Below are 21225 nucleotides of genomic sequence, written 5' to 3'. Positions count from 1 at the left end.
GAAGGCCTCAGCAATGGCACTGACCGTCCGCTGGTATCCTGCGAGAGTCCTCGCAACTACTAGGCAAGGTCTTCACAGTGCTCCGCTGAGAGAATCCTGGCGGCGCACATAGCCCAGGCCCTGCACCTTTGCCTCGAGGAACTGAACAAGTACGTCTTCGGACTAGTGCCAATACCCGTAACCGCAGTTCGAGGTAGCGGACAGACAAGCCCGCCTGTGCTTCAACCCGAGACGTCGGGCTTCCGCGCGTTGGGCGGGAGCCCAGAGCCGCCTCATCGCCGGCCTCTGACGATGCGTTGCTTTACGGCAGCGAAGTACAGCAACCAGACCACGCAATGTCCACGGGGAGAGGCCCTTCCACACGGTCCTTTAGAGGTATCGGCAGAAATGCTAGTTCCGGTTCCTCGGGTAGAAGATGATAGCTTCGAGCTGGCATATGACTGCTCTCCCTTGGTGTTGGGCATCGGTATTATCTGCGCGGGTGACGCTTGCGCTCATCCAGGCTGTCTTCGGCCTTGCGTTGAATGCCGTATGCATCTAAAGCGCGGTAGATAGTATCTCGCGCCAGGCCGGTAAGCAGACTTAGTCTGCGGATGTTCCTTTCCCCTTGCTCGTATAGTCGTGCTGCAATCTCTTTTCGTAGCGCTGCAGATGCTCCAATCGTGCGAGCTTCTATTGCCCTGGCTTCCAATGATGCGCGTCCAGACTGTCCCTCGGGAGTTAAAAAAGGTTGGCCCTGTGGAATGGTTGCCCCCGTAAGCCTAAGAGTATCGCGGTAGATATGCCCAAGCAGTTCCTGTAGGTCGACCAGTTGGGATGGTGAGGCCTTCTCTTCGCTCGCCTGGAATGCGGTTCCCAGCACATATAAATATGCGGCAAGGGCGCCATCCGCGTCCTCGTACAGAAAGGAGGCAGAGGAGTCGATGATGCGGCCTCTCTGCTCAACTTCCCATAGCGTCGCTAGGTGATCCTTGCCGCTTACCGTCGTGAAATATGAGCCTGTGGGGGTGTCTGTAACTTTGTAGGCATTGCCGTAGACCGGCAATGCTTTGCTTTTTCTGGTCCAGGTACGACTAAGGACATATCGACGCACTATGACGAATTGCTGGCCGTTGCTGATCTCTGCGTGGGAGATGTCGACAGTGTCAGCCGTTTTTATCGCGTTTATGGCGGTTGGTGACAGTATAGGCGAATTGCGTGCTGCCTTAACCCTTGCCCTAAGGAGTTCAAGATCGGCTACGTCCACGTAGTTCGCCTCCCCAATATCATAATGAGAGCCTTAAGTCTACCCCGGGGGTGAGTGTCGATAATCGACACCGTCTGTGGGTGGGGGAAAGAGATTTCTCCTGGGGGATGAGCTTTGTAATCCTGACTCGCATACTTCTCACCCGCAACGCGCTTGACACCGTATGGCCGGGTTTGCGGAATGCCGCTAGGGTGGGCTCGGTTGGTCGCCCTACCGCGGGGAGGTAAATCACGTAAAGGGCTATCCAAAGGTCGTTGGGCTATTCAGGGAGTAGCCATGGTGGGCGGACGGTGTGGATCTAGCTTGCGACGCCGAGCCACACCGTCCGCCTCAATCGCTGCCGCCGGTAAGGTCGTTGCTCAAGGGCAACGACCCGGTGCAGACTGACAGCAGGCTAGTCGCTTATGTGGGCGTATGCCAGCCGAGGCCCAGAGGAAGTTGCTCGAGGATCGGCATACCCCCGATGTCCTGCTCGCGTCAGTCAGTCCTGGCTTAGCTCACGTGTTCGTACTCGTATGTACAAGTTTCTACACGAGAGAGATATAGCCATGAAAGACCGTTTCGTATGGCTGCGCATAGTGATCGCAGCCCTGTTAGTGATCCCCCTCCTCATGGTGGTACTCGCGTTCGTCCCTGCTCTGCTCTTCTGGCCGATGCTGAAGGAAGACCGTAGGGCATGGCTCCTTCAGGTCTTCGACTACTTCATCAAGTGGGTCGTAGCCCTCGTTGGCGGAAACAAGGAGAAGTAGACGCTCCCACCACGGCCCGCTTCGACTCAGCGACCAAGTGAGCGACAACCGTCCCGAGGCTCAAACTAAGACGGACGGTGGCGGAAGGAAGCTGCTGCTACAGAGGTGCAACGGGGCAGCTCTTGGCTGCTTCTAGCTGAGGGGTCTGGGGTTCAAATCTCCATAGTTCCACCACGACGGAGGCCCGTTAGGTGATCCACCTGGCGGGTCTTGTCGCTGTTCAGGGCCGTGCTGCTTCGTTTCGCCGCCGAGACCGGGTAATACGGCTACCGCACCCAACGGGGAAGGCGGGTGACAACCGTGGGAAGCTCGGCCGCCAGGACGGCTGAGACGCTGGTCACTTATGTCCCGGGCACGCACATGGCCGAGGCGGCCGAGCGGTTCGGCGGCCTGGTCATAAGCCTTTGAGACACCGTGGCGCGCTGGCTAGTCTGCCGTCCATGATCCCCCTCGCGAGGCAGCGCCTGACCCCCGCCGAAACCGGTCCGGCGCTGCGCGCGCTGTGCGAGTGGACGCCGGGCGACGCCCCGGGCGGCGGCCTCCATCCCGGAGACGTGGGGTGGCACCTGCGGTTCGACGACGCGGCCGTTCTTCTTTGGACCGCTGAGGTGGCGCCGGTTGCCGTCGGCTTCCTCGACGGCCCTGTGCTGCGCGTGACCCCGGCGCCCGGCGCCGATCTCGGGGCGCTCGCGGCCGAGGCCGAGCAACTGCTCGAGCCCGGCAACGACCGGTCTGATGGTCTGCCTGTGCTCGGGTGGGAGCTCGACCAGGAGGAGCCCTGGCTCGTCATGTCGTGGAACCCGCGGCCCGTGTCGAGCCGTGCCGAGCCGGTCGGTGCGGCCGGTGCCGCCGACCGGGTGCTGGTGCAGCGGTGCGCCTTCGCGGGGTCCACGTTCACCGTCGAGCGCTGGCGCACGATGAAGCGGTCGCCGGCCGGCGGGCTGGCCGTGGAGGCGCTCGTACGCACGCTCGCGGGGGAGCCCGCAGCCGCCGCGACCGGATGGTTGGCGGGTGCGGGCCGGTGCGGGCTGCTGGAGCCGGTCGGCACCCATCCGGACCATCGCGGGCACGGCTACGGGCGCGATGCCGTGCTGGGCGCGTGCGCGGCTCTCGCCCATCGGGGCGCGAGCGCGGTCGCCGTCGCGACGCCGTCCGCGAACGACGCCGCGGTGGCGCTCTATCGATCGGCCGGATTCACCGTCGTGCGCGAGGATCGCCATTGGGTTCGTTCTCGACGAGCGTGAACAGAGCCGTCACCTCGCCCGTGCCCGCAAGCGCTCCACGTGCCGTAGCGGGTTGAGATCCCTGGCCGGGAGCTTCGTCGACCGATCAGGACGTGATGGTCAGGAGGAGGCGGCCGCCAGGCCGACCACGATCAGGACCAGGGACAGGGCGGCGACCACCGATCCCGCGATCACGGCGGTCCTGCGGCCCCGCCTGACCTTGAAGACGTACAGCAGGACGTAGGGCAGGAAGGCCAGCGCCGCGAGGCCGGTGGCGGGAAGCGCCATGGCCCGCAGGACGCCCTTCGTGCCGGACGGCAGCGCCCGGTCGCCCTCGGGGGTCAGCTGGGCCCGCGTCACGTCCCCCGCCTCAGAGTCGGGCGAGGCGGCCACCGCGACCGCGTCTCCGCCGCCGTCGGGGACGAACCTGCCCTTGCAGTCGTACCGTCCCTGGCCGAGGGAGACGCAGGAGACGACGGTGAGGGTGCCGGGGGTGCCGATCTTCCCGGTCGCCAGCCGGAAGTCCGGCACCGCGGCCACGAACGGCAGCACGCCGAGCGCGAGCCAGCAGATCAGGAGGATGCCCATCCCGATCTTGCCCGGCATGCGGCGCCCCGGGGTCACGGTCGTGGTGAGTCCCTCGAAAGCCTCGGTCAGGTCCATGACGCCAGCATGGCGTCGCGCACTTGGGACTGACCTGGAACAGGCTTGCCAGGGCGTCCTGTGACCAGCCCGCCCTGGCCGTGCGACGCGACCTGAGCGCGCTAACAGCCGAGTCGCGGCGGCAGGCAGGGGTGCTACCGAGAGAGGCGGCGGGCCCTCGGCGACGACGACCGTATGCGGGTTGGGAACATCGGCGTAATTCCCTTGACGGAGTGAGTACTCACTCCGCACCATGGATCACATGACAGAGACGACGACACCACGCCGGCGAGCCCCGGCGATGAGCACCGGGCAACGCAGAGAGATGATCGTGGCCGCGGCGCTTCCCCTGGTCGCCGACCACGGCGCCGCGGTCACCACCAGCCAGATCGCCCGCGCGGCCGGCATCGGGGAGGGCACGATCTTCCGGGTGTTCACCGACAAGGACGAACTCCTCGACGCGTGTCTCGTCGAGGCGATGAACCCGGGTCACGTGCTGCGCGAACTGGCCTCGATCTCCCTCGACGAACCGCTGGCCGATCGGCTGACTCAGGCGGCGGAGGCGCTGCGCGCCCACCTGGGCCGCATGGGGACCGTGATCGGCGCCCTGCACGGCACCGGACACCGCCGCGAGCGAGGTTCCGGAGAGCGGCAGGCGCCCGGCGGCAGGGAGGCGTCGATGAAGGCGACCCACGAGGCGATCGTCGAGCTGATCGAGCCCGACCGGGCGTCGCTGCGCCTGGAGCCCGGAAAAGTCGCATCGGTCTTCCTGGGGATGCTCTTCACCCGGCCCCTTCCCGCGTCCGGCGACCTGGGCTCGTCTCCCGGGGAGCTCGTCGACATCCTGCTGCACGGCATTCTCGGGGCCCCTGGGAGCGCGGCATGACCATCACGTTGAACCACACCATCGTGCCCGCCGTGGACAACCGCGAGGCGGCCCGCTTCTTCGCCTCGGTCATGGGCCTGGAGGAGATGCCGCCCGCCGGCCGCGACGGCCACTTCGCGCCCGTACGGGTGAACGACACGCTGACCCTGGACTTCATGACCGTGGACGACCCCGTCGGCGTGCATCTGGCCTTCGACGTGGACCCGGCCACGTTCGACCGGATCCTGGCCCGGCTGCGGGAGGCCCGGGTGCCCTACGGCAGCGATCCGGCCCACCCCGACAACGGCCGGATCGACCACCCGCTGTGCCCGCGCGGGCTGTTCTTCGTTGATTCGGCGCGCAACCTCTACGAGGTCATGTCCCCCGCCTGACCGCGGCCGGTGATCCGGACGGGGGACTCCGGATGAAAGTTGCAGGGCCGTGCGGCGTTCGTCCCGCGCGTACGGCCCCACGCGCCCGCGTTTCATTGACCACGAGTCCACATTCACGGACGATCCGGGGCAAGGGGGCCGGCCGACACAAGGAGTGGGGATGACACGGAGCAGAACGGGGACGGGCGCCTGGATCACGGCGGCCCTGCTGGCGGGGGCCGCGATCGTCGCGCCCGCGGCGGCCCGCGCGACCGCCGGGACCACGGTGGCCTACACGACGTTTCCGCCGAGCCCGTCGCCGACGGCGAGTCCCACTCCCTGCCCGGCGATCCAGCCTCCGTCGGAGCAGAACACGCCGCCGACCGCCCCGGGAACGCCGACGGACGTCCAGGTCTTCATGACGCAGGTCATCCTGCGCTGGGCGCCGGCCACCGACGCTGACGGCATCGCCTGCTACCAGGTGCGCGAGGTGTGGAACGGCGCCGAAAGGGTCGTGGGGACCTTCGCGGGCACGGTCGCCGGGGGCTCCCTCTACCTGCCGTGGCCGCCCGGCACGACCCCCTCCCAGGTCCACCAGCTGTACGTCGTGGCGGTGGACACGAAGGGGGCGGTCAGCCCGCCGTCCGGCTCGGTCTCCGTGACGATCTACAACGACATCGTCACCCCGCCCTCGCCCTCGGTCTCACCGGCCGTGGTCACCTGCCGGGTGACGGTCAGCTCCTCCGACTGGTGGAGCGGGATGAGCACGAGCCTCACGATCACCAACACGACCGAGACGCCCGTGAGCGGATGGCGCCTCAAGTTCATCTTCCCCGACCCCGGGCAGAAGCTGACCACGGGCTGGTCGGCCACCTGGTCGCAGGCCGGCTCCGAGGTGACGGCGGCGAACCTCGACTGGAACAAGACCATCGCGCCGGGCAAGTCCGTGACCATCGGCTTCCTCGGCAGCCACACCGGCTCGAACCCGGCGCCGGCGAGGTACTCCCTCAACGGCGCCTCCTGCGCCTCCTGACCGCCACGGTTCCCGCCGTCCCCGGCACAGAGGGACGGCGGGAACCCGGGCGAGGCTCAGCCGAGTCCGGCGTACTGGCGGGGGCGCAGCGCCTGCGCGCGCAGCGCGGCCAGCGCGGCGCGGCGGCCCGTGCCGGTGAGCCGCCAGACGTACGCGTCCCGGGCGGCCGGCCCCGAGCCGCCCGAAGCGCCGCCCGAGAGGCCGAGGGCGTCGAGACGGTGCCGGAGCCGGGCCAGCGGATGGGAGAGGTCAACGCCGGTGACACGTCCGCCGTCGGCCGAACGCCAGCCCTCGCCGTTGACCACCTCGGCGACCCGGTCGCCCAGGTCGCCGTCCGGTACGGCGTCGCCGTCCACCAGGATCATCAACGCGGACTCGCGGATGGAGATCTCGAAGTCGTGTTCGCCGGGGGCGGGGACGAGCAGGGTGGCCGCGGCGGCCTCCCACAGGGCGGCGGGATCGTCCAGGAGGTTCCGGCCGGTGGTCGTGAGCACCAGCCTCCTCCCACTGCGCCGCAGCGCCCCGAGGTCGTGGACGGCGATCCGCCTGAGCTCGGTCATGGCGGGCACGTCGGCCTCGCCGCGCACCGCCCGCGACTCCGCGCCCGGCCTCGTAGGGGAGGCCCAGCCGAAGCGGTCCGCCGCCTCCGCCGCCACGGCCCGCCCGACGTTGAGCCGTTCGGTCAGGCGGACGCCCGTGCGGGCCAGGTCGAGCAGCCAGCGCAGCGGCTCCAGGTGAGGCTCGGCCGGCGCCTCGATGGGCGCGTGCAGCCGTACCTCGAAGGGCTGGGCGAGCTCGCGGCGGGCGGTGCCGCGCCCGAGCACCCAGCGGTTCAGCCGCTCGCCGTGCACCCGGTGCAGCCAGCAGTCGCCGCCCAGCTCGGCCCGGGGGGCGGTGAGCCAGCGGCGGGTCAGCTCCTCGCGGTCCACCGGATCGCCGGCGACGATGGCCAGCTCCAGCGCGGCGGCGCAGGCGACGTGCGCCCCGAGCTCCTCCGGGCCCATGATCGAGCTCCAGGACAGCTCGGGGACGTCCGGGGGCAGCACCCCCGTCGACTCCAGCTCACGGTGGTAGGCCGAGGTCCCGGCCTCCTCGCCCTCCCTGGCGTACGTGAGCAGGATCCGGGCGGTGGCGGGGGAGTCGCACAGGGCGGCGTACCGCTCCATCCCGGCGAGCCGGAGCAGCTTGCCGAGCGCGCGTGCGATGGTCGCCTGGTCGCCCGGGACCTTGATCGGCAACGTGTACCAGAGGAACTCGCACACGTCGAACTGGCTGATCGTCTCCAGCGCCTCGCCGCCGGCGAGCCATTCCACCGCGACGCGGGCGGGCTCGGCGATGTCCGGTTCGGAGCGCTCCAGTTGGGCCAGGAGCGCGGCGACGTCAGGTGCGGGCATGACCCGCAGTCTGCCGTATCGACCCCATCGTTGACGACGACCCGGTATCACTGACGACCACCCCCTCTGGGCGCAACGGTACGGCCCAACCATACGGGGGTGTCAGATCCAGGAGTCGAACAGCATCCTCGCGTGCCAGGAGTCGTACGGGATGACCTCGGCCGCGACCACCGGATAGAGCCAGCCGAAGTTCACCAACGCGAGGAGGACGAACGCGCCGACGACGGCGGTGCCGACCACGCGGCGGTTCGGCCGGGCCGGGTCGGCCCGCCCCATGATGAGCCCGCAGCCCAGCACGATCGCCAGGATCATGAACGGCACCATCGGCATCGCGTAGAACGCGAACATCGTCCGGTTGTCGGAGATGGAGAAGTAGAACCACGGCAGCCATCCGGCGGCGTAGCCGAGCAGCACCGAGCCCGCGCGCCAGTCCCGGGTCGCGACGTACCAGGCGATCATGCCGATCAGCGCGAGGAGTCCGGCGAACCAGATGATCGGCGTACCGGTGCCGAGGATCGAGTAGGAGCAGCTGGGGGCGCCGCACGTGGTGGGCGACTCGTAGAAGAACGCCACCGGGCGCAGCAGCAGCGGCCACTGCCAGGGTCTCGACTGGTACGGGTGGGTCTGGGCGAGGCCCGTATGGAAGCTGAGCACCTGGTGCTGGTAGTCGAACCACGACCGGAGCGAGTCGATGACGAAGTAGGCGGGGCCGTTCGCGGTGGCCTGATCCCAGTTGCGCCCGTAGCCCTTGTCGGTGACGAACCACCCCGTGAACGAGACGAGGTAGGTGAGGGCGGGGACGACGGCCATCCAGGCCGCCGCGAGCGGCAGATCGCGCACGACGACGCCGCGGAAGGGGCGGGGCACCCCGGCGGTCCGCCGCGCGCCCAGGTCCCACAGCAGCACCATGACCGCGAACGCGGCGATGTAGAAGGCGGCGGTCCACTTGGTGGCGAGGGCCGCGCCCAGGCAGAGCCCGGCGCCGAGGAGCCAGGGCCGCAGGCCCGTCCGCGGGCCGTCGTCCGGCGAACCCGCCTCGTGCCAGGAGACCAGCCGGGAGCGGAACCAGTCGCGGTCGGCGACCAGGCAGGCGAACCCGGCGACCACCCAGAACATCAGGAAGATGTCCAGCAGGGCCGTACGGGACAGCACGAAGTGGAGGGCGTCGAGGGAGAGCAGCAGGCCGGCCACGCAGCCGAGCAGCGTCGAACGGGTCATCCTGCGGGCCGTGCGGGCGAGGATCAGGATCGACAGCGAGCCGAGCAGCGCGGCGGCGAACCGCCAGCCGTACGGGTTCGGGCCGAAGAAGACCTCGCCGAGACCGATCATCCACTTGCCGAGGGGCGGATGCACCACGTACGAGGCGCACTCGCCGACCGTCGGGCACTGCTTGAAGATGTGGTCGTTCCCGGCGAGCAGGAGCTTGTCCGCACCGTCCACGAACTGCCGCTCGGCGCCGTACCTGACCGTCGCCCAGGAGTCCTTGGCGTAGTAGGTCTCGTCGAAGACGACCGCGTGGGGCGTGCCCAGCCGGAAGAAGCGCAGGAACGCGCCGAACAGGGCGATCACGATGGGGCCGACCCAGCCCCACATGACGCTGCCGGGCATGGGCGGCACCAGCCGGTCGCGAAGGGACACTGCGGGAGCTTCGCCCTCAGGTTCCTCTTCCGGCTGCTCGAACGCCTTGTGGGAATAGTCGGTCACGGCCACCCCGACAGATTACTGGTGAGTCCCCGCGGAGGACACGATTCGCGCTGGGATCGGGGCCTGCGAGCCTCTCACCGTGAATGTTTCACACCCTGGGCGGACGAGGGACGTCGCGGGGCCGCCGCGCGCCGGTCATAGGGTGGACGGGTGCTCGTTCTCGCCGCGGCGCCCATCGGCCAGCCCAAAGACGCCTCCCCCCGGCTCCGCGAGGTGCTCGCGACGGCCGACGTGATCGCGGCGGAGGACACCCGCCGGCTGCGGCGGCTCACGGCCGACCTGGAGGTGACCCCGGCGGGCCGGGTGGTGTCCTACTACGACGCGAACGAGAGCGCGCGGGCCGCCGAACTGCTGGAGGCGCTGCGCGAAGGGCGCACCGTCGTCGTGATCACCGACGCGGGCATGCCCGGGGTGTCCGACCCCGGCTACCGGCTGACCCGCCTCGCGGTCGAGGCCGGCCTGCCGGTGACGGCGCTGCCCGGCCCGTCGGCGGTGACGACGGCACTCGCCGTGTCCGGGCTGCCGAGCGACCGGTTCTGCTTCGAGGGCTTCCCGCCGCGCAAGCCGGGGGAGCGGGCCCGGCGGCTCGCCTCGCTGGCCGCCGAGGAGCGCACGATGGTCTTCTTCGAGGCGCCGCACCGCCTGCGGGCGACCCTGGAGGCGATGGCGGAGGCCTTCGGCCCCGGACGGCCCGCCGCCGTCTGCCGCGAGCTGACCAAGACGTACGAGGAGGTGCGGCGCGGCGGCCTGGGCGAGCTGGCCGGATGGGCGGCCGGCGAGGTCAGGGGAGAGATCACGCTCGTCGTGGCCGGACGGACGGCCGAGGAGGCCGCGCCCGGCATCGACGAGCTGGTCGAGGAGGTGGCCCGGCGCGAGACCGCGGGAGTCCCCCGCAAGCAGGCCATCGTCGAGGTGGCCAAGGCCGCGGGCGTCTCCAGGCGCGACCTCTACAACGCCGTCCACACCTCCTCCCCCTGACCGCTCTCCCCCCGGTCGCTCCGCCGCTCCGCCCGCGCTCCGGCCCGGCGCCGTACGAGGTCACGCGCGGTTATGGCGGCGGCGAGGCAGGCGAGCGGGACGGCGGGCAGCAGGTAGCGGTAGTCGAACTCGGCGGTCGCCGCCGGCGCCAGGATCAGGCCGGCCGACGCCAGCCAGGGCAGCAGCACGGGCCCGCCGAGCTCGCGCCAGCGCCGCACCACGCCGTACAGGCCGAACAGCAGCAGCAGCCCCAGCACGAGGCCCGGCAGCCGGACGACCTTCTGGTAGGCGATCATGAAGTTCGACCAGGGCGAGACGATCCGTGTCGCGGCCGGCCCGTTCTCGTACGCCTCGGCGTCCTTGTCGGTGGTGCTGTGGTAGGAGCTCCACTTGGGCAGCTTGCGCGTGTACTCGTTGGAGAACTCGTACTGCTTGTAGGTCTTGGCATCCGGGAAGCGCGGGCGGCCCCAGTGGAAGGCGCGGAAGAAGTCCTTGGCCACCGCCGCGAGGTAGTCGCCGGGCTGGGACAGGATCGCCTTCTTGGCGAACGCGCTCGCGTTCGCGTTGATCTCCGGGGTGAACTTCATGCCCGAGCCGAACACGTGGAGCTGGTTCTGGTCGTCCCACCACAGGTACGCCTGGGAGTAAGGACCGCGCTTGTCCGGCGGCGTGTTGATGCACAGCAGAGCCAGTTCCAGCTCACGCCGCTCGTCGATGTCCATCTTGTGGCAGTCGGCGAACAGCGACGTCCGCATGTAGAGGATGACCCCGTCGCTGTTGGTCATCGCGAACTGCCCGTTCACCGCCTTGAACCAGCCCATGTACGCCAGGACGGGCAGCGCGCAGGCGACGACCATGGCGGCGATCGGCCGCCACCCCGCCCGCTTGATCACCAGGTACGCGACGACGAGCGCGAGGATCGGCAGGCCGATGCTCCGGGTCAGCGCCGTCACCGCGAGCAGCAGCCCGACGGCGGTCCCGCCGCGCCAGGTCATCCTCTCCCGCCACAGCACGAGCGTCACCACGCCCACCACGAGCAGGATGAACATGCCGTCCGACATGACCAGCTGTTCGAGCTGGATCTGGTAGGCGTCGAACAGCACCGGGGCCGCCGCGAGCGTGGCGCCCCAGCCCGGCATCCCGAATCTCCTGGTCAGCAGCGCGTAGATCAGGACCGCCGCGGCCAGTCCCATCAGGTGCTGGGTCAGGATGACGAGCGAGAAGCTGTGGAACGGCCTGAGCAGGAGCAGCCAGAAGCTGTATCCGTCCGGGCGGATCGGGTGCGGCCGGGGGCGCAGCGCCACCGACACGTAGTCGTAGGAGTCGTTGAACCACATCGCCGGGCCGAAGCCGAGCATCGTGACGATCCGCAGCACGAAGCCCACACCGAGGGTGACCGCGAAGACCCGGTGCCGGCGCAGCAGGGCGGCCGCGCGGCCCCATCGGCCGAGCGGGACCGCGTCCACCGAGGGAGGATCCGCGATCGCGACCATCAACGTCGCGCGGGGACGACCGGCTGCCTGAGCAGGCGGGCGGGTCCCCGCTTCCTCCCCTCGGATCTCGTCGGTGATGTCTTCCGATTTCCGGTGCCGGGCCCGTCCTCTGCGTCGCCGTCCGGGCGGTGACGCGGGCCGCCCGCCGCTCCGGCGGTGGGTGGAGTCACGGTTACAGAATGCCAGCCGTTTCGCCGACTTGACTCGGACGCTACCGGGAAGCAGGCATCATTGGTGTCCTGCCGTCATATGCAAGGAGTTGCGACGTGGAACTTACCGTTGTCATGCCATGCCTCAATGAGGCCGAGACCGTTGAGATCTGTGTCCGCAAGGCTCTCACCTGCATGCGGGAGAACGGTGTCGACGGCGAGGTGGTCATCGCCGACAACGGCAGTACGGACGGCTCGCAACAGCTTGCCCGCGACGCGGGCGCCCGGGTGGTCCACGTCGACGCGAAGGGCTACGGCAACGCCCTGATCGGCGGCATCCGCGCCGCCCGCGGCAGGTACGTCATCATGGGCGACGCCGACGACTCCTACGACTTCACCAACCTGATGCCCTTCGTGGAGCAGCTCCGGGACGGCGCCGAGCTGGTCATGGGCAACCGGTTCCGCGGCGGCATCGCGCCGGGCGCCATGCCCCCGCTCCACCGCTACCTGGGCAACCCGGTCCTGTCCTTCATCGGGCGGCTGTTCTTCCCCAGCGAGATCGGCGACTTCCACTGCGGCCTGCGGGGCTTCCGCCGCGACTCGATCCTGCGGCTCGGGCTGCAGACCGGCGGCATGGAGTTCGCCTCCGAGATGGTCGTCAAGGCGACCCTGCAGGGGCTCGACGTCCGCGAGGTGCCGACGACCCTGTCGCCCGACGGCCGCTCCCGCCCGCCGCACCTGCGCTCCTGGCGGGACGGCTGGCGCCACCTGCGCTTCCTGATGCTCTACAGCCCGCGCTGGCTGTTCTTCATCCCCGGCTTGGTGCTGATGACCCTCGGCCTCGTGGCCGGCGCCGCGCTCACGTTCGGCCAGGTGCGGATCGGCAAGCTCGCCTTCGACGTCGACACGCTGGTCGGCGCGTCCGCGATGGTGGTGATCGGCTTCCAGGCCGTGCTGTTCGCGCTGTTCACCAAGGTGTACGCGGCCGAGGAGGGCTTCCTCCCCGAGGACCGGCGGGTCAGGAAACTGGTCGACATCGTCACGCTGGAGCGGGGCCTGCTGGCCGGTGGCGCGCTCGCGGTGGCCGGTCTCGCCGGCCTGGTGGCCTCGCTGTCCCACTGGGGCGGCCGCGGCTTCGGCGAGCTGATCCCGGCCGAGTCGCTGCGTCTCGTCGTGCCGTCGGCGACCGCGTTCGTCATGAGCTTCCAGACGATCTTCGCGTCGCTGTTCATCAGCATCCTCGGCATCCGCCGCTCGCGGGAGACCCCGGCCGACATCGCCGCGTCCGCCGCGGAGGAGGCCGCCGAGGCCGTCAACCAGGACGTCAACCGCGAGTCCGTGGCCTGATCCCGGCCTTGGCCCCGGCCTGATCCCGGGCCTGATCCCGGCCTGATCGGGAGCTCGCGCGGACCCGTGTGCCGCCCCCGTTATCCAGGGGAGGCACCGGTCGCGGACCGATAGGATTTGCGCATGGCGGCTACAGGAACGACAGCATCCGGGGAGTCGGCGTACTACGTGACGACGCCGATCTACTACGTCAACGACGCCCCGCACCTGGGCCACGCCTACACGACCGTCGCGGGCGACGTGCTCACCCGCTGGCACCGCCAGCGCGGCGAGAAGGTGTGGTACCTCACCGGCACGGACGAGCACGGTCAGAAGGTCATGCGCACGGCCGAGGCGAACGGCGTCACACCCCAGGAGTGGTGCGACAAGCTCGTCGAGGACGCCTGGAAGCCGCTCTGGGAGCACCTCCAGATCGCCAACGACGACTTCATCCGTACGACCGAGCCGCGCCACACCGACCGCGTGCAGGAGTTCGTGCAGGACCTGTACGAGAAGGGCGAGATCTACAAGGGCGGCTACGAAGGGCCGTACTGCGTCGCGTGCGAGGAGTACAAGTCGCCCGGCGACCTGCTGGAGGGCGACCTGTGCCCGATCCACAAGCGCCCGGTGGAGTGGCTGAAGGAGGAGAACTACTTCTTCCGGCTCTCCGCGTACGGCGAGCGGCTGCTGGAGTTCTACGAGCGCAACCCCGACTTCATCCGGCCCGCCTCGGCGCGCAACGAGGTCGTGTCGTTCGTGAAGCAGGGCCTGCAGGACCTGTCGATCTCGCGGTCCACCTTCGACTGGGGCGTCCCGATCCCCTGGGACACCAAGCACGTCATCTACGTGTGGATCGACGCCCTGCTCAACTACGCCACGGCCGTCGGGTACGGCTCGGACCAGGAGAAGTTCGACGCCACCTGGCCGGCGAACATCCACCTGGTCGGCAAGGACATCCTCCGCTTCCACGCGGTGATCTGGCCCGCCATGCTGATGGCGAACGGCCTGTCGCTGCCGCGCGGGGTCTTCGCCAACGGCTGGCTGATGGTCGGCGGCGAGAAGATGAGCAAGTCCAACCTGACCGGCATCTCGCCGCGTGAACTGACCGAGCACTTCGGCGTGGACGCCTACCGCTACTACTTCCTGCGGGCGATCCCGTTCGGCCAGGACGGCTCGTTCTCCTGGGAGGACTTCTCCGCCCGCTACACCTCCGAACTCGCCAACGACTTCGGCAACCTGGCGTCCCGGGTGGCCGCGATGGTCGGCAAGTACTTCGAAGGCACGCTTCCCGAGGCGACGGACGCCGGTCCCGCCGAGCAGGCGATCGCGGACGGCCTGGCCGCCGCGGCGGCCCAGGCGGACACCCTGATCGGCGACAACCTGGACTTCTCCGCCGGCATCGGCGCGATCTTCGAGTTCGTGAAGCAGGTCAACGGCTACCTCAGCGACCAGGCGCCCTGGAAGGTCGCCAAGGACGAGTCGCCCGAGGGGCAGGCGCGGCTCGCCACGATCCTCTACACGGCGGCCGAGTCGCTGCGCGCGATCGCGGTGCTGCTGCACCCGGTCATGCCGGGCACGAGCGCCAAGCTGTGGGCGTCCCTCGGGGCGGAACCCCACCTCGGCGCGCTCGCGGACCAGCGGATCGCCGACGTCGCCACCTGGGGCGGGCTTCCCGCCGGGGCGCAGGTCGTCAAGGGAGAGATCCTCTTCCCGAGGCTGGAGAACGCCTGACCATGTCGCGAGAGCGTCCGGCGCCGCCCGAGGCGCTGCCCGCAGAGGTGTTCGACAGCCACTGCCACCTCGACATCATGGTCGGCAACCGGCAGGCGTCCTCGGGCGACCCGGTCGCGCTGGCGGCCCAGGCGGCCGGGGCGAACGTCGAGTCGATCGTGGCCGAGGCGCGAGCGGTCGGCGTGACCCGCCTGGTGACCGTCGGGTACGACCTGCCGTCCTCGCGCTGGAACGCCGCGGTGGCCGCCGGGCACCGCGACGTGTACGCCGCCGTGGCCATCCACCCCAACGAGGCGCACGCGTCCACGCCCGAGGTCCTCGCCGAGATCGAGGACCTCGCCCGGCGGCCGGACGTGCGGGCGGTGGGGGAGACCGGGCTCGACTACTACCGCGACTGGGCCTCGAAGGAGGACCAGCACGCGAGCTTCCGCGCGCACATCGAGATCGCCAAGCGGACCGGGAAGGCCCTGGTGATCCACGACCGGGACGCGCACGACGACGTGCTCGCCGTGCTCGCCGACCAGGGCGCCCCGGACGTGGTCGTCTTCCACAGCTTCTCCGGGGACGCCGAGATGGCCAAGCGGTGCGTGGACGCCGGCTACTACATGTCGTTCTCCGGCCCGGTGACGTACAAGAACGCCGGGTATCTCCGCGAGGCGGCGGCGGTGGCCCCGCCCGAGCTCGTGCTGGTCGAGACCGACGCGCCCTACCTGCCGCCGACGCCGCACCGGGGCAAGCCCAACGCGCCCTACCTGATCCCGCTCACGCTCCGCTGCCTCGCCGAGGTCAAGGGCATGGACGTCGCCGATCTCGCGGCCCGGGTCTCCGCCAACGGAGAGGCGGCGTTCGGCGCCTGGTGAAGGCCCCGGTGACCGGTCCCGGTCATCGGCGCCGGTCTTGAGTGCCGGTCGTCGCTGCCGCTGGTCGGTCCCGGGCGGCGGCACAGGTGGGAGGCACAGGCCGGCGGCGCCCGTCGGTGGTCCGGGCCGGCGCGGGGATGCCCGACACTGGAGGCATGAGTCTGCTCGGGCCGGTCGAAGTGCGTGTGCTGGCGGAGAAGCTGAACCTCCGCCCGACGAAGAAGCTGGGGCAGAACTTCGTGATCGACGGCGGCACGGTCCGCCGGATCGTCCGGGTCGCCGAGGTCGCCCCGCAGGACGTGGCGATCGAGATCGGCCCCGGGCTCGGCTCGCTCACCCTGGCGCTGCTGCCGGAGGTCGCCCAGGTCGTCGCCGTGGAGATCGACCCGGTGCTGGCCGGGCAGTTGCCGCTGACGGTCGCGCAGCGGGCCCCCGAGGTGGCGGACCGGCTGACCGTGGTGCACGCCGACGCGCTCAAGGTCGGCCCCGCCGACCTCCCGGCCGAGCCGACCGTGCTGGTGGCCAACCTGCCGTACAACGTGTCGGTGCCGGTCGTGCTGCACCTGCTGCGGGTGCTGCCGTCGCTGCGGCGCGGGCTGGTGATGGTGCAGGCGGAGGTCGCCGACCGCCTGGCCGCCGCTCCGGGCTCGCGCGTCTACGGAGTGCCCTCGGTGAAGGCCGCCTGGTACGCCGACGTGCGCCGGGCCGGCCCGGTGGGCCGCAACGTCTTCTGGCCCGCGCCGAACGTCGACTCCGGCCTGGTCTCCCTCGTACGGCGCGAGCCGCCGGCGACGACGGCGACCCGCGAGGAGGTCTTCGCCGCTATCGACGCGGCCTTCGCCCAGCGCCGCAAGACGCTGCGCGCCGCGCTCGCCTCCTGGGCCGGCACGCCCGCCGCCGCCGAGGAGGCGCTCGTCGGGGCCGGAGTCGACCCCTCGGCCCGTGGCGAGCAACTGCGCGTCGAGGACTTCGCCCGCATCGCCGAGCAGCGCGCCGCCAGATCCTCCCGCCCCGCGACCACCCCCTGACCCGCCGGGCAGCCTCTCGGCGACAGGGGCGTACGCCCCGGCCGGCCCTGATCTCGCTTCCGCCGCCCGGCGCCGGACTCCCGAACAGCGGGCCGATTTGGATGAACCCGACCGAATTGGATCATTACGGGCAGGCATCGGCTCTTGTGATCACGAGGGGATGTGGCGACGATTCCTCGTATCCGTGTGCCGATTACGGAGGATTCATGCCCCCCAAGCGCTTCCCCGCTCTGGTCGCCGGCCTCGCCGGTGCTCTCGCCGCCGCCGTGGCCGGTGCGGCTCTCACGCCCGGCGCCGCGCATGCCGGCGCCGGCACCGCCACGGCGACCGTCTTCGCGCCCAACCCCGTGCAGCAGCTCGGCCTGCAGGATCTGACCGACGCCAAGGACGCGGACCTGCCCGAGTTCGGACCGGCGTACACGCAGGTCACGCTCACCGACCTCGACGGCTCCGGCACGCTCACCGGCCGCTACGTGCGGGTGAAGAGCACGACCGGCCCCGCCGCGAAGGTGTCCGGCGGCGCCTTCCCGGCCTACCACCGCGACGCGGACCAGTTCGAGCAGATCATGGGCTACCACTGGGTGACCACCGCCCAGCACTACATCCAGTCGCTCGGCTTCGGCGGCACGCTGCGGCCGGTGAACCAGCGGCAGATCGAGCTGCGCATCGGCCAGTACGGCGGCGACAACTCCTTCTTCCGCGACGACAAGGCCAACATCACGCTCGGCAAGGGCGGAGTCGACGACGGCGAGGACGCAGAGGTGATCGTCCACGAGTACGGCCACAGCGTCCAGGACGGCCAGGTGCCCGGGTTCGGCACCACCCTGGAGTCCGGCGCGATCGGCGAGGCGTTCGGCGACTACCTCGCCGTGGCCGTGAGCAGCTGGGCGACCGGCACACCCACCAGGACGGACGAGGCGTGCGTGGCCGACTGGGACTCGGTGAGCTACACCTCGGCGCCGCACTGCCTGCGCCGCCTGGACGGGACCAAGCACTATCCCGAGGACGTCAGGGGCGAGGTGCACGCCGACGGCGAGATCTGGTCCCGCGCGCTGTGGGACATCCGCCGCGCCCTCGGCGACCGCAAGGCGAGCACGCTGATCATCGAGGCGCAGTTCGCCTTCGCCCCCGACACCACGTTCAAGGCCGCCGCGGAGGCGACCGTCACCGCGGCACGCCGCCTGTACGGCGCGAGCGCGGCGAGCGCGGTGACCAAGGCCTTCGGCGACCGCGGCATCCTCTGAGGCCGCGGAGGCGGCGTTCAGCCCGCGACGGCGGCGCCGAAGTCGAGAGTGTCCGCGCCGTCCGGCCCGGGGAGCACCGTCCGCCCTCCAGATCCGGGAGAGGGTTCGAAGCCGGGTGACGCCCCGGCGCGGGAGACCGTCGTATAGATCACCGCGCCCGTCACGCCGCCGTCCGGGGCCCCGGCCAGCACGCGGCCGTCCGCCGTGCCGCTCACGCTCCACCCCAGATGGTCGTACGGCGCAGGGCTGTCCTCCCGGAGCACGGCGCGGCCGGGCGGGCCGGTGAGCCCGATCACGTGGACCGCCCCCGCCTCCGGCACGCCCGGCAGCGCCTGCCCGGGGGCCCCGGCGAGCAGGGACGGCCCGGCCAGCGCCAGGGAGAAGCCGAACCGCCCCCGTTCGCCCGCCTCGGCCTGCGCGCCCAGCAGCCGGACGAATCGCGGCCCGGGACCGGCGGCCTGGAGGAGCAGCACGGCCCCGGCGTCACGGGTGTCGTAGGGATCGGCCCCGGGGGCGCCCACCGCCAGGTACCCCGCGCCGTACGCCAGGGAGTAGCCGAGGCGGTCGCCGGGATGGGACGGCAGGTCGGCGGTGAGGCCGGAGACGCTCCACCCGGCGCCCTGGTAGGCCCACGGCCGGGTCGCCACGTCGTAGATCACCGTGACGGCGCCGGTGTCCGCCTGGCCGTTCTCCTCCTGGTCCTCGAACGGCGCGCCCACAGCGAGGTCGAGCGGCCCGGCTGCGCCGCCCAGCCGCCCGAGGGCGAGCGACCAGCCGAACATGTCGCCCGGCTGTGACCCTCCCGGCACGCCGGGCGAGTCCTGCGTGACGCGCTGTGGCGTGCCGGGGCTGCGGCCGGTGAACCGATAGACGTAGACGGCTCCGGAGTCGACCTCGCCGTCGGCGTCCTCGTGCGGCGCGCCGACCACGACCACCCCCTGCGCGGCCGTCCCGGTGCCGCCATCGGTCGTGCCCGTGCCCGTGCCGGTGTTCGCGGGGGCCGGGGCGGTGAGGCCGTCGGAGTGCCCGCTGCCGGGAGACGTGTCGCTCACGGCGAGCGACCAGCCGAAGTGGGCGTCGGTCCTGGCCTCGGGGGCGCGCAGCTCGGTCCGGGGCGCACCGGGCGTGCCGAAGCCGCGCCCGCCCCAGTAGACGTACGCCACCCCCGCCCCGTGTGCCTGCACCTGCCCCGCGCCCCCGTACGCGTACGGGGTCGAGACCACGAGATCCAGGCACCGGTCGCCGTCGATGTGCGCGGCGCGGGCCGTCCAGCCGGGGGCGGCGGCGTCGAACGCGGTGACCACGGGCGCCGGCTTCGACGGAGGCCCGCCGCGAAGGAGGAACACGCGGCCGGATCCCACCGCCGTGCTGTCCGGGCTCGGGGCCAGCGGGTCGGTGACCACCGCGTCGTCGAAGCCGTCCCCGTCGAAGTCGGCCGCGCCGGCCCGCGCGCAGTCGCCGCCTCCGGCGTCGCCCGAGGGCGTCACCGTCGCCGCGCCGCTCGCCTCCCGGGCGGCGTCCGGCGTCCCTCCAGGGGCAGGACTCCCGGTAGTAGGACTTCCGGAAGCAGAACTCCCGGCGGTGGGACTCCCGGGGGACGGGCTCGCGGGGGCCGGTTCCGGCGCGGCCCGCCGGGGCGCCTCCCCGGGCACCTTCCCGTACGCGTCCCCGGGCGGGGGAAGACGCACGTGGACGGCCGGCGCGTGGGCCACGAACGAGCCGTCGAGGCGGGCGGCCGTACGGCCGGAAGGCAGGGCGTACTCGGCGCTGAGCGTGACCATCGCCCCCGGTGCGAGCGTGCCGGGCGCGGGGTGGGAGGCACGGGGGTGGTGCGGCACGTTCCGGTCGTCGAGAAGGTCGGGCGGGCCGGCCGGTTCGGCGTCAGCGCCGCCCATGTTGAGCATGATCCAGTCGATTCTGCACACCAGGCCGTCCCTGACCACGTCACCGCCGGCCACGCTCGCTCTGACCACGTCGGCTCGCGCCGCGCCACCGTCGACCGCGCCGGAGCCCGTCGGGGCGTGGCAGGCCGGGGGTTCGACGACGACCTGGACGTCCCCGATCTCGATGCGGCGGCCCACGTCGCTCGCCCGGGCGGCGGGCGGAGCGCCGCCGGAGCGGGAGGTGAGCAGCCCCACCGCGAGTCCCGCGACGATGGCGAGAGCCACGGCGGAGGCGACCAGCGCGAGCAGCCTCCCGGTCCTCCGCCGCGGGCGCGGCCCGGACGGATGGGGTGACGGCGCGTCCCACGGGCCCTCGATCACCTGGGTCGTCGGGTCGGGCCGGCTGCCGACGAGGTCCAGCAGCAGTTCCTGCGACGTGGGCCGGTTACGCGGCTCCCGGTCGAGCGCCCGGCGGACCAGGCGGTCCAGCGGCGCGGGCAGCGTACCGAGATCGGGCGCGCTCTCCAGCAGGCGGTGGGCGAGGACCATCGGGTCGCCCTCCCCGAAGGGGTGGCGCCCGCCCGCGGCGTACGCCACCAGGCAGCCCCAGGTGAAGACGTCGGCGGCGGGGGTGACCGGGAGGCCCCGGAGCTGCTCGGGCGCCCACCAGCCGGGGGTGCCGACCAGTTCGTCGGTCCCCGTGTGGCCGTGGGTGGCGTCCACGGCCCGCGAGATCCCGAAGTCGATCACACGGGGCCCGGACATCGACAGGATCACGTTCGAGGGCTTGAGGTCCCGGTGGACCAGCCCGGCCGCGTGGATCGCGGTCAGCGCCGCCGCCACGCCGAACGCGACGCCGTGCAGCGTCCCCGGTTCCAGCGGGCCGTCCGTCGCGATGTGCCGGTCGAGCGGCGTGCCGGGAATGTACTCGGTGACCATGTACGGCCGTCCGTCCGGCGTCTCGCCGTGACCGAGGACCTGGGCGGTGCAGAACGACGCGACGGCGCGGGCGTGCTCGACCTCGGAGGCGAACCGCGCCGTGAAGCCGGGGTCGCCCGAGCGGCCGGCCCGGATCACCTTGACCGCGACGTGCCGCCCCTCCGGGGAGACGCCCATGTAGACCGTGCCCATGCCGCCCGAGCCGATCCGGCCCACCAGCCGGTAGTCGCCGATCGCGCTCGGGTCGCTCGGTGAAAGGGGGGTGACGGCGTCGGAATCGATCAGGGCTCCCAGGGGGCGGTGCCGGGGACGGGCATGACGGGAGGGCGTCACGGGAGGCCGACACGGGGGCGGATCTGAGGTCACC

17 protein-coding genes are annotated in these 21225 nt (G+C 71.1%); 11 read left to right on the top strand and 6 right to left on the bottom strand.

Annotated elements, in window-relative coordinates; genetic code table 11:
* Nucleotides 1–469: 469 nt before the first annotated feature.
* A complete protein-coding gene (locus FED44_RS21575) occupies nucleotides 470–1246 on the bottom strand; it encodes a helix-turn-helix domain-containing protein (protein ID WP_138461829.1) in 777 nt (258 codons plus the stop codon).
* 515 nt (nucleotides 1247–1761) lie between these two features.
* Between FED44_RS21575 and FED44_RS21570 the strand changes: the two genes are divergently transcribed.
* Complete coding sequence (locus FED44_RS21570; RefSeq protein WP_138461828.1) at nucleotides 1762–1995, top strand: hypothetical protein; 234 nt, start codon at nucleotides 1762–1764, stop codon at nucleotides 1993–1995.
* A 440-nt stretch (nucleotides 1996–2435) separates the two neighbouring features.
* The gene (locus FED44_RS21565; protein WP_138461827.1) at nucleotides 2436–3239 is read left to right on the top strand and encodes a GNAT family N-acetyltransferase; all 804 of its coding nucleotides are present in this window, start codon (nucleotides 2436–2438) and stop codon (nucleotides 3237–3239) included.
* Nucleotides 3240–3338: 99 nt separating this feature from the next.
* Here the strand turns inward: FED44_RS21565 and FED44_RS21560 are convergent, their stop codons facing one another.
* The gene (locus FED44_RS21560; protein WP_138461826.1) at nucleotides 3339–3881 is read right to left on the bottom strand and encodes a hypothetical protein; all 543 of its coding nucleotides are present in this window, start codon (nucleotides 3879–3881) and stop codon (nucleotides 3339–3341) included.
* A gap of 241 nt (nucleotides 3882–4122) precedes the next feature.
* On the opposite strand from FED44_RS21560, the gene FED44_RS21555 reads away from it, so the two are divergent.
* The 3 genes from FED44_RS21555 (at nucleotide 4123) to FED44_RS21545 (ending at nucleotide 6129) form a co-directional block, all read left to right on the top strand.
* Nucleotides 4123–4746: a TetR/AcrR family transcriptional regulator gene (locus tag FED44_RS21555; RefSeq protein ID WP_244302129.1), complete on the top strand. Its 624-nt coding sequence runs from the start codon at nucleotides 4123–4125 to the stop codon at nucleotides 4744–4746.
* Entirely contained in the window at nucleotides 4743–5117 is a 375-nt protein-coding gene (locus FED44_RS21550) for a VOC family protein (RefSeq protein WP_138461825.1), read from the top strand. The genes FED44_RS21555 and FED44_RS21550 overlap by 4 nt, the downstream gene beginning before the upstream one ends.
* 160 nt (nucleotides 5118–5277) lie before the next feature.
* Nucleotides 5278–6129 (top strand): cellulose-binding domain-containing protein, encoded by an 852-nt coding sequence (locus tag FED44_RS21545; RefSeq protein WP_111701410.1) that lies wholly within the window; start codon nucleotides 5278–5280, stop codon nucleotides 6127–6129.
* Between the two features lie 56 nt (nucleotides 6130–6185).
* Here FED44_RS21545 and FED44_RS21540 read toward each other — a convergent pair whose 3' ends face one another.
* Both FED44_RS21540 and FED44_RS21535 read right to left on the bottom strand, forming a co-directional pair.
* A complete protein-coding gene (locus FED44_RS21540; RefSeq protein ID WP_111701409.1) occupies nucleotides 6186–7523 on the bottom strand; it encodes a hypothetical protein in 1338 nt (445 codons plus the stop codon).
* 102 nt (nucleotides 7524–7625) lie between these two features.
* The gene (locus FED44_RS21535; protein WP_111701408.1) at nucleotides 7626–9233 is read right to left on the bottom strand and encodes a dolichyl-phosphate-mannose--protein mannosyltransferase; all 1608 of its coding nucleotides are present in this window, start codon (nucleotides 9231–9233) and stop codon (nucleotides 7626–7628) included.
* Between the two features lie 144 nt (nucleotides 9234–9377).
* Here FED44_RS21535 and rsmI point away from each other — a divergent pair, with 144 nt between their 5' ends.
* A complete protein-coding gene (gene rsmI / locus FED44_RS21530) occupies nucleotides 9378–10205 on the top strand; it encodes a 16S rRNA (cytidine(1402)-2'-O)-methyltransferase (RefSeq protein ID WP_111701407.1) in 828 nt (275 codons plus the stop codon).
* Here rsmI and FED44_RS21525 read toward each other — a convergent pair.
* Nucleotides 10175–11671, bottom strand: coding sequence for a hypothetical protein (locus FED44_RS21525; protein ID WP_187405974.1), 1497 nt, complete (start codon nucleotides 11669–11671; stop codon nucleotides 10175–10177). The two genes, rsmI and FED44_RS21525, sit on opposite strands and share 31 nt — an antisense overlap.
* Nucleotides 11672–11964: 293 nt before the next feature.
* On the opposite strand from FED44_RS21525, the gene FED44_RS21520 reads away from it, so the two are divergent.
* The 5 genes from FED44_RS21520 (at nucleotide 11965) to FED44_RS21500 (ending at nucleotide 18036) form a co-directional block, all read left to right on the top strand.
* Nucleotides 11965–13194, top strand: coding sequence for a glycosyltransferase family 2 protein (locus FED44_RS21520; protein WP_208759110.1), 1230 nt, complete (start codon nucleotides 11965–11967; stop codon nucleotides 13192–13194).
* Between the two features lie 123 nt (nucleotides 13195–13317).
* Nucleotides 13318–14904 (top strand): methionine--tRNA ligase, encoded by a 1587-nt coding sequence (gene metG, locus FED44_RS21515; RefSeq protein WP_111701405.1) that lies wholly within the window; start codon nucleotides 13318–13320, stop codon nucleotides 14902–14904.
* Between the two features lie 2 nt (nucleotides 14905–14906).
* Nucleotides 14907–15764 carry a TatD family hydrolase gene (locus tag FED44_RS21510; RefSeq protein WP_111701404.1) on the top strand — a complete coding sequence of 286 codons (858 nt, stop codon included), beginning with the start codon at nucleotides 14907–14909 and terminating at the stop codon, nucleotides 15762–15764.
* A 155-nt stretch (nucleotides 15765–15919) separates the two neighbouring features.
* Nucleotides 15920–16792 carry a 16S rRNA (adenine(1518)-N(6)/adenine(1519)-N(6))-dimethyltransferase RsmA gene (rsmA, locus tag FED44_RS21505; protein WP_111701403.1) on the top strand — a complete coding sequence of 291 codons (873 nt, stop codon included), beginning with the start codon at nucleotides 15920–15922 and terminating at the stop codon, nucleotides 16790–16792.
* Between the two features lie 206 nt (nucleotides 16793–16998).
* Nucleotides 16999–18036: a M4 family metallopeptidase gene (locus FED44_RS21500; RefSeq protein WP_111701402.1), complete on the top strand. Its 1038-nt coding sequence runs from the start codon at nucleotides 16999–17001 to the stop codon at nucleotides 18034–18036.
* 17 nt (nucleotides 18037–18053) lie between these two features.
* Here FED44_RS21500 and FED44_RS38310 read toward each other — a convergent pair whose 3' ends face one another.
* On the bottom strand, nucleotides 18054–21191 hold the full coding sequence (locus FED44_RS38310) for a serine/threonine-protein kinase (protein ID WP_138461824.1): 3138 nt from the start codon (nucleotides 21189–21191) through the stop codon (nucleotides 18054–18056).
* Between the last annotated feature and the right edge of the window lie 34 nt (nucleotides 21192–21225).

Origin of the sequence: Microbispora triticiradicis (assembly GCF_005864065.1) — a bacterium.
Taxonomy (GTDB): domain Bacteria; phylum Actinomycetota; class Actinomycetes; order Streptosporangiales; family Streptosporangiaceae; genus Microbispora; species Microbispora triticiradicis.
Note: the sequence above shows the minus strand (reverse complement) of the source record. Positions and strands in the feature narration are given on the sequence as shown.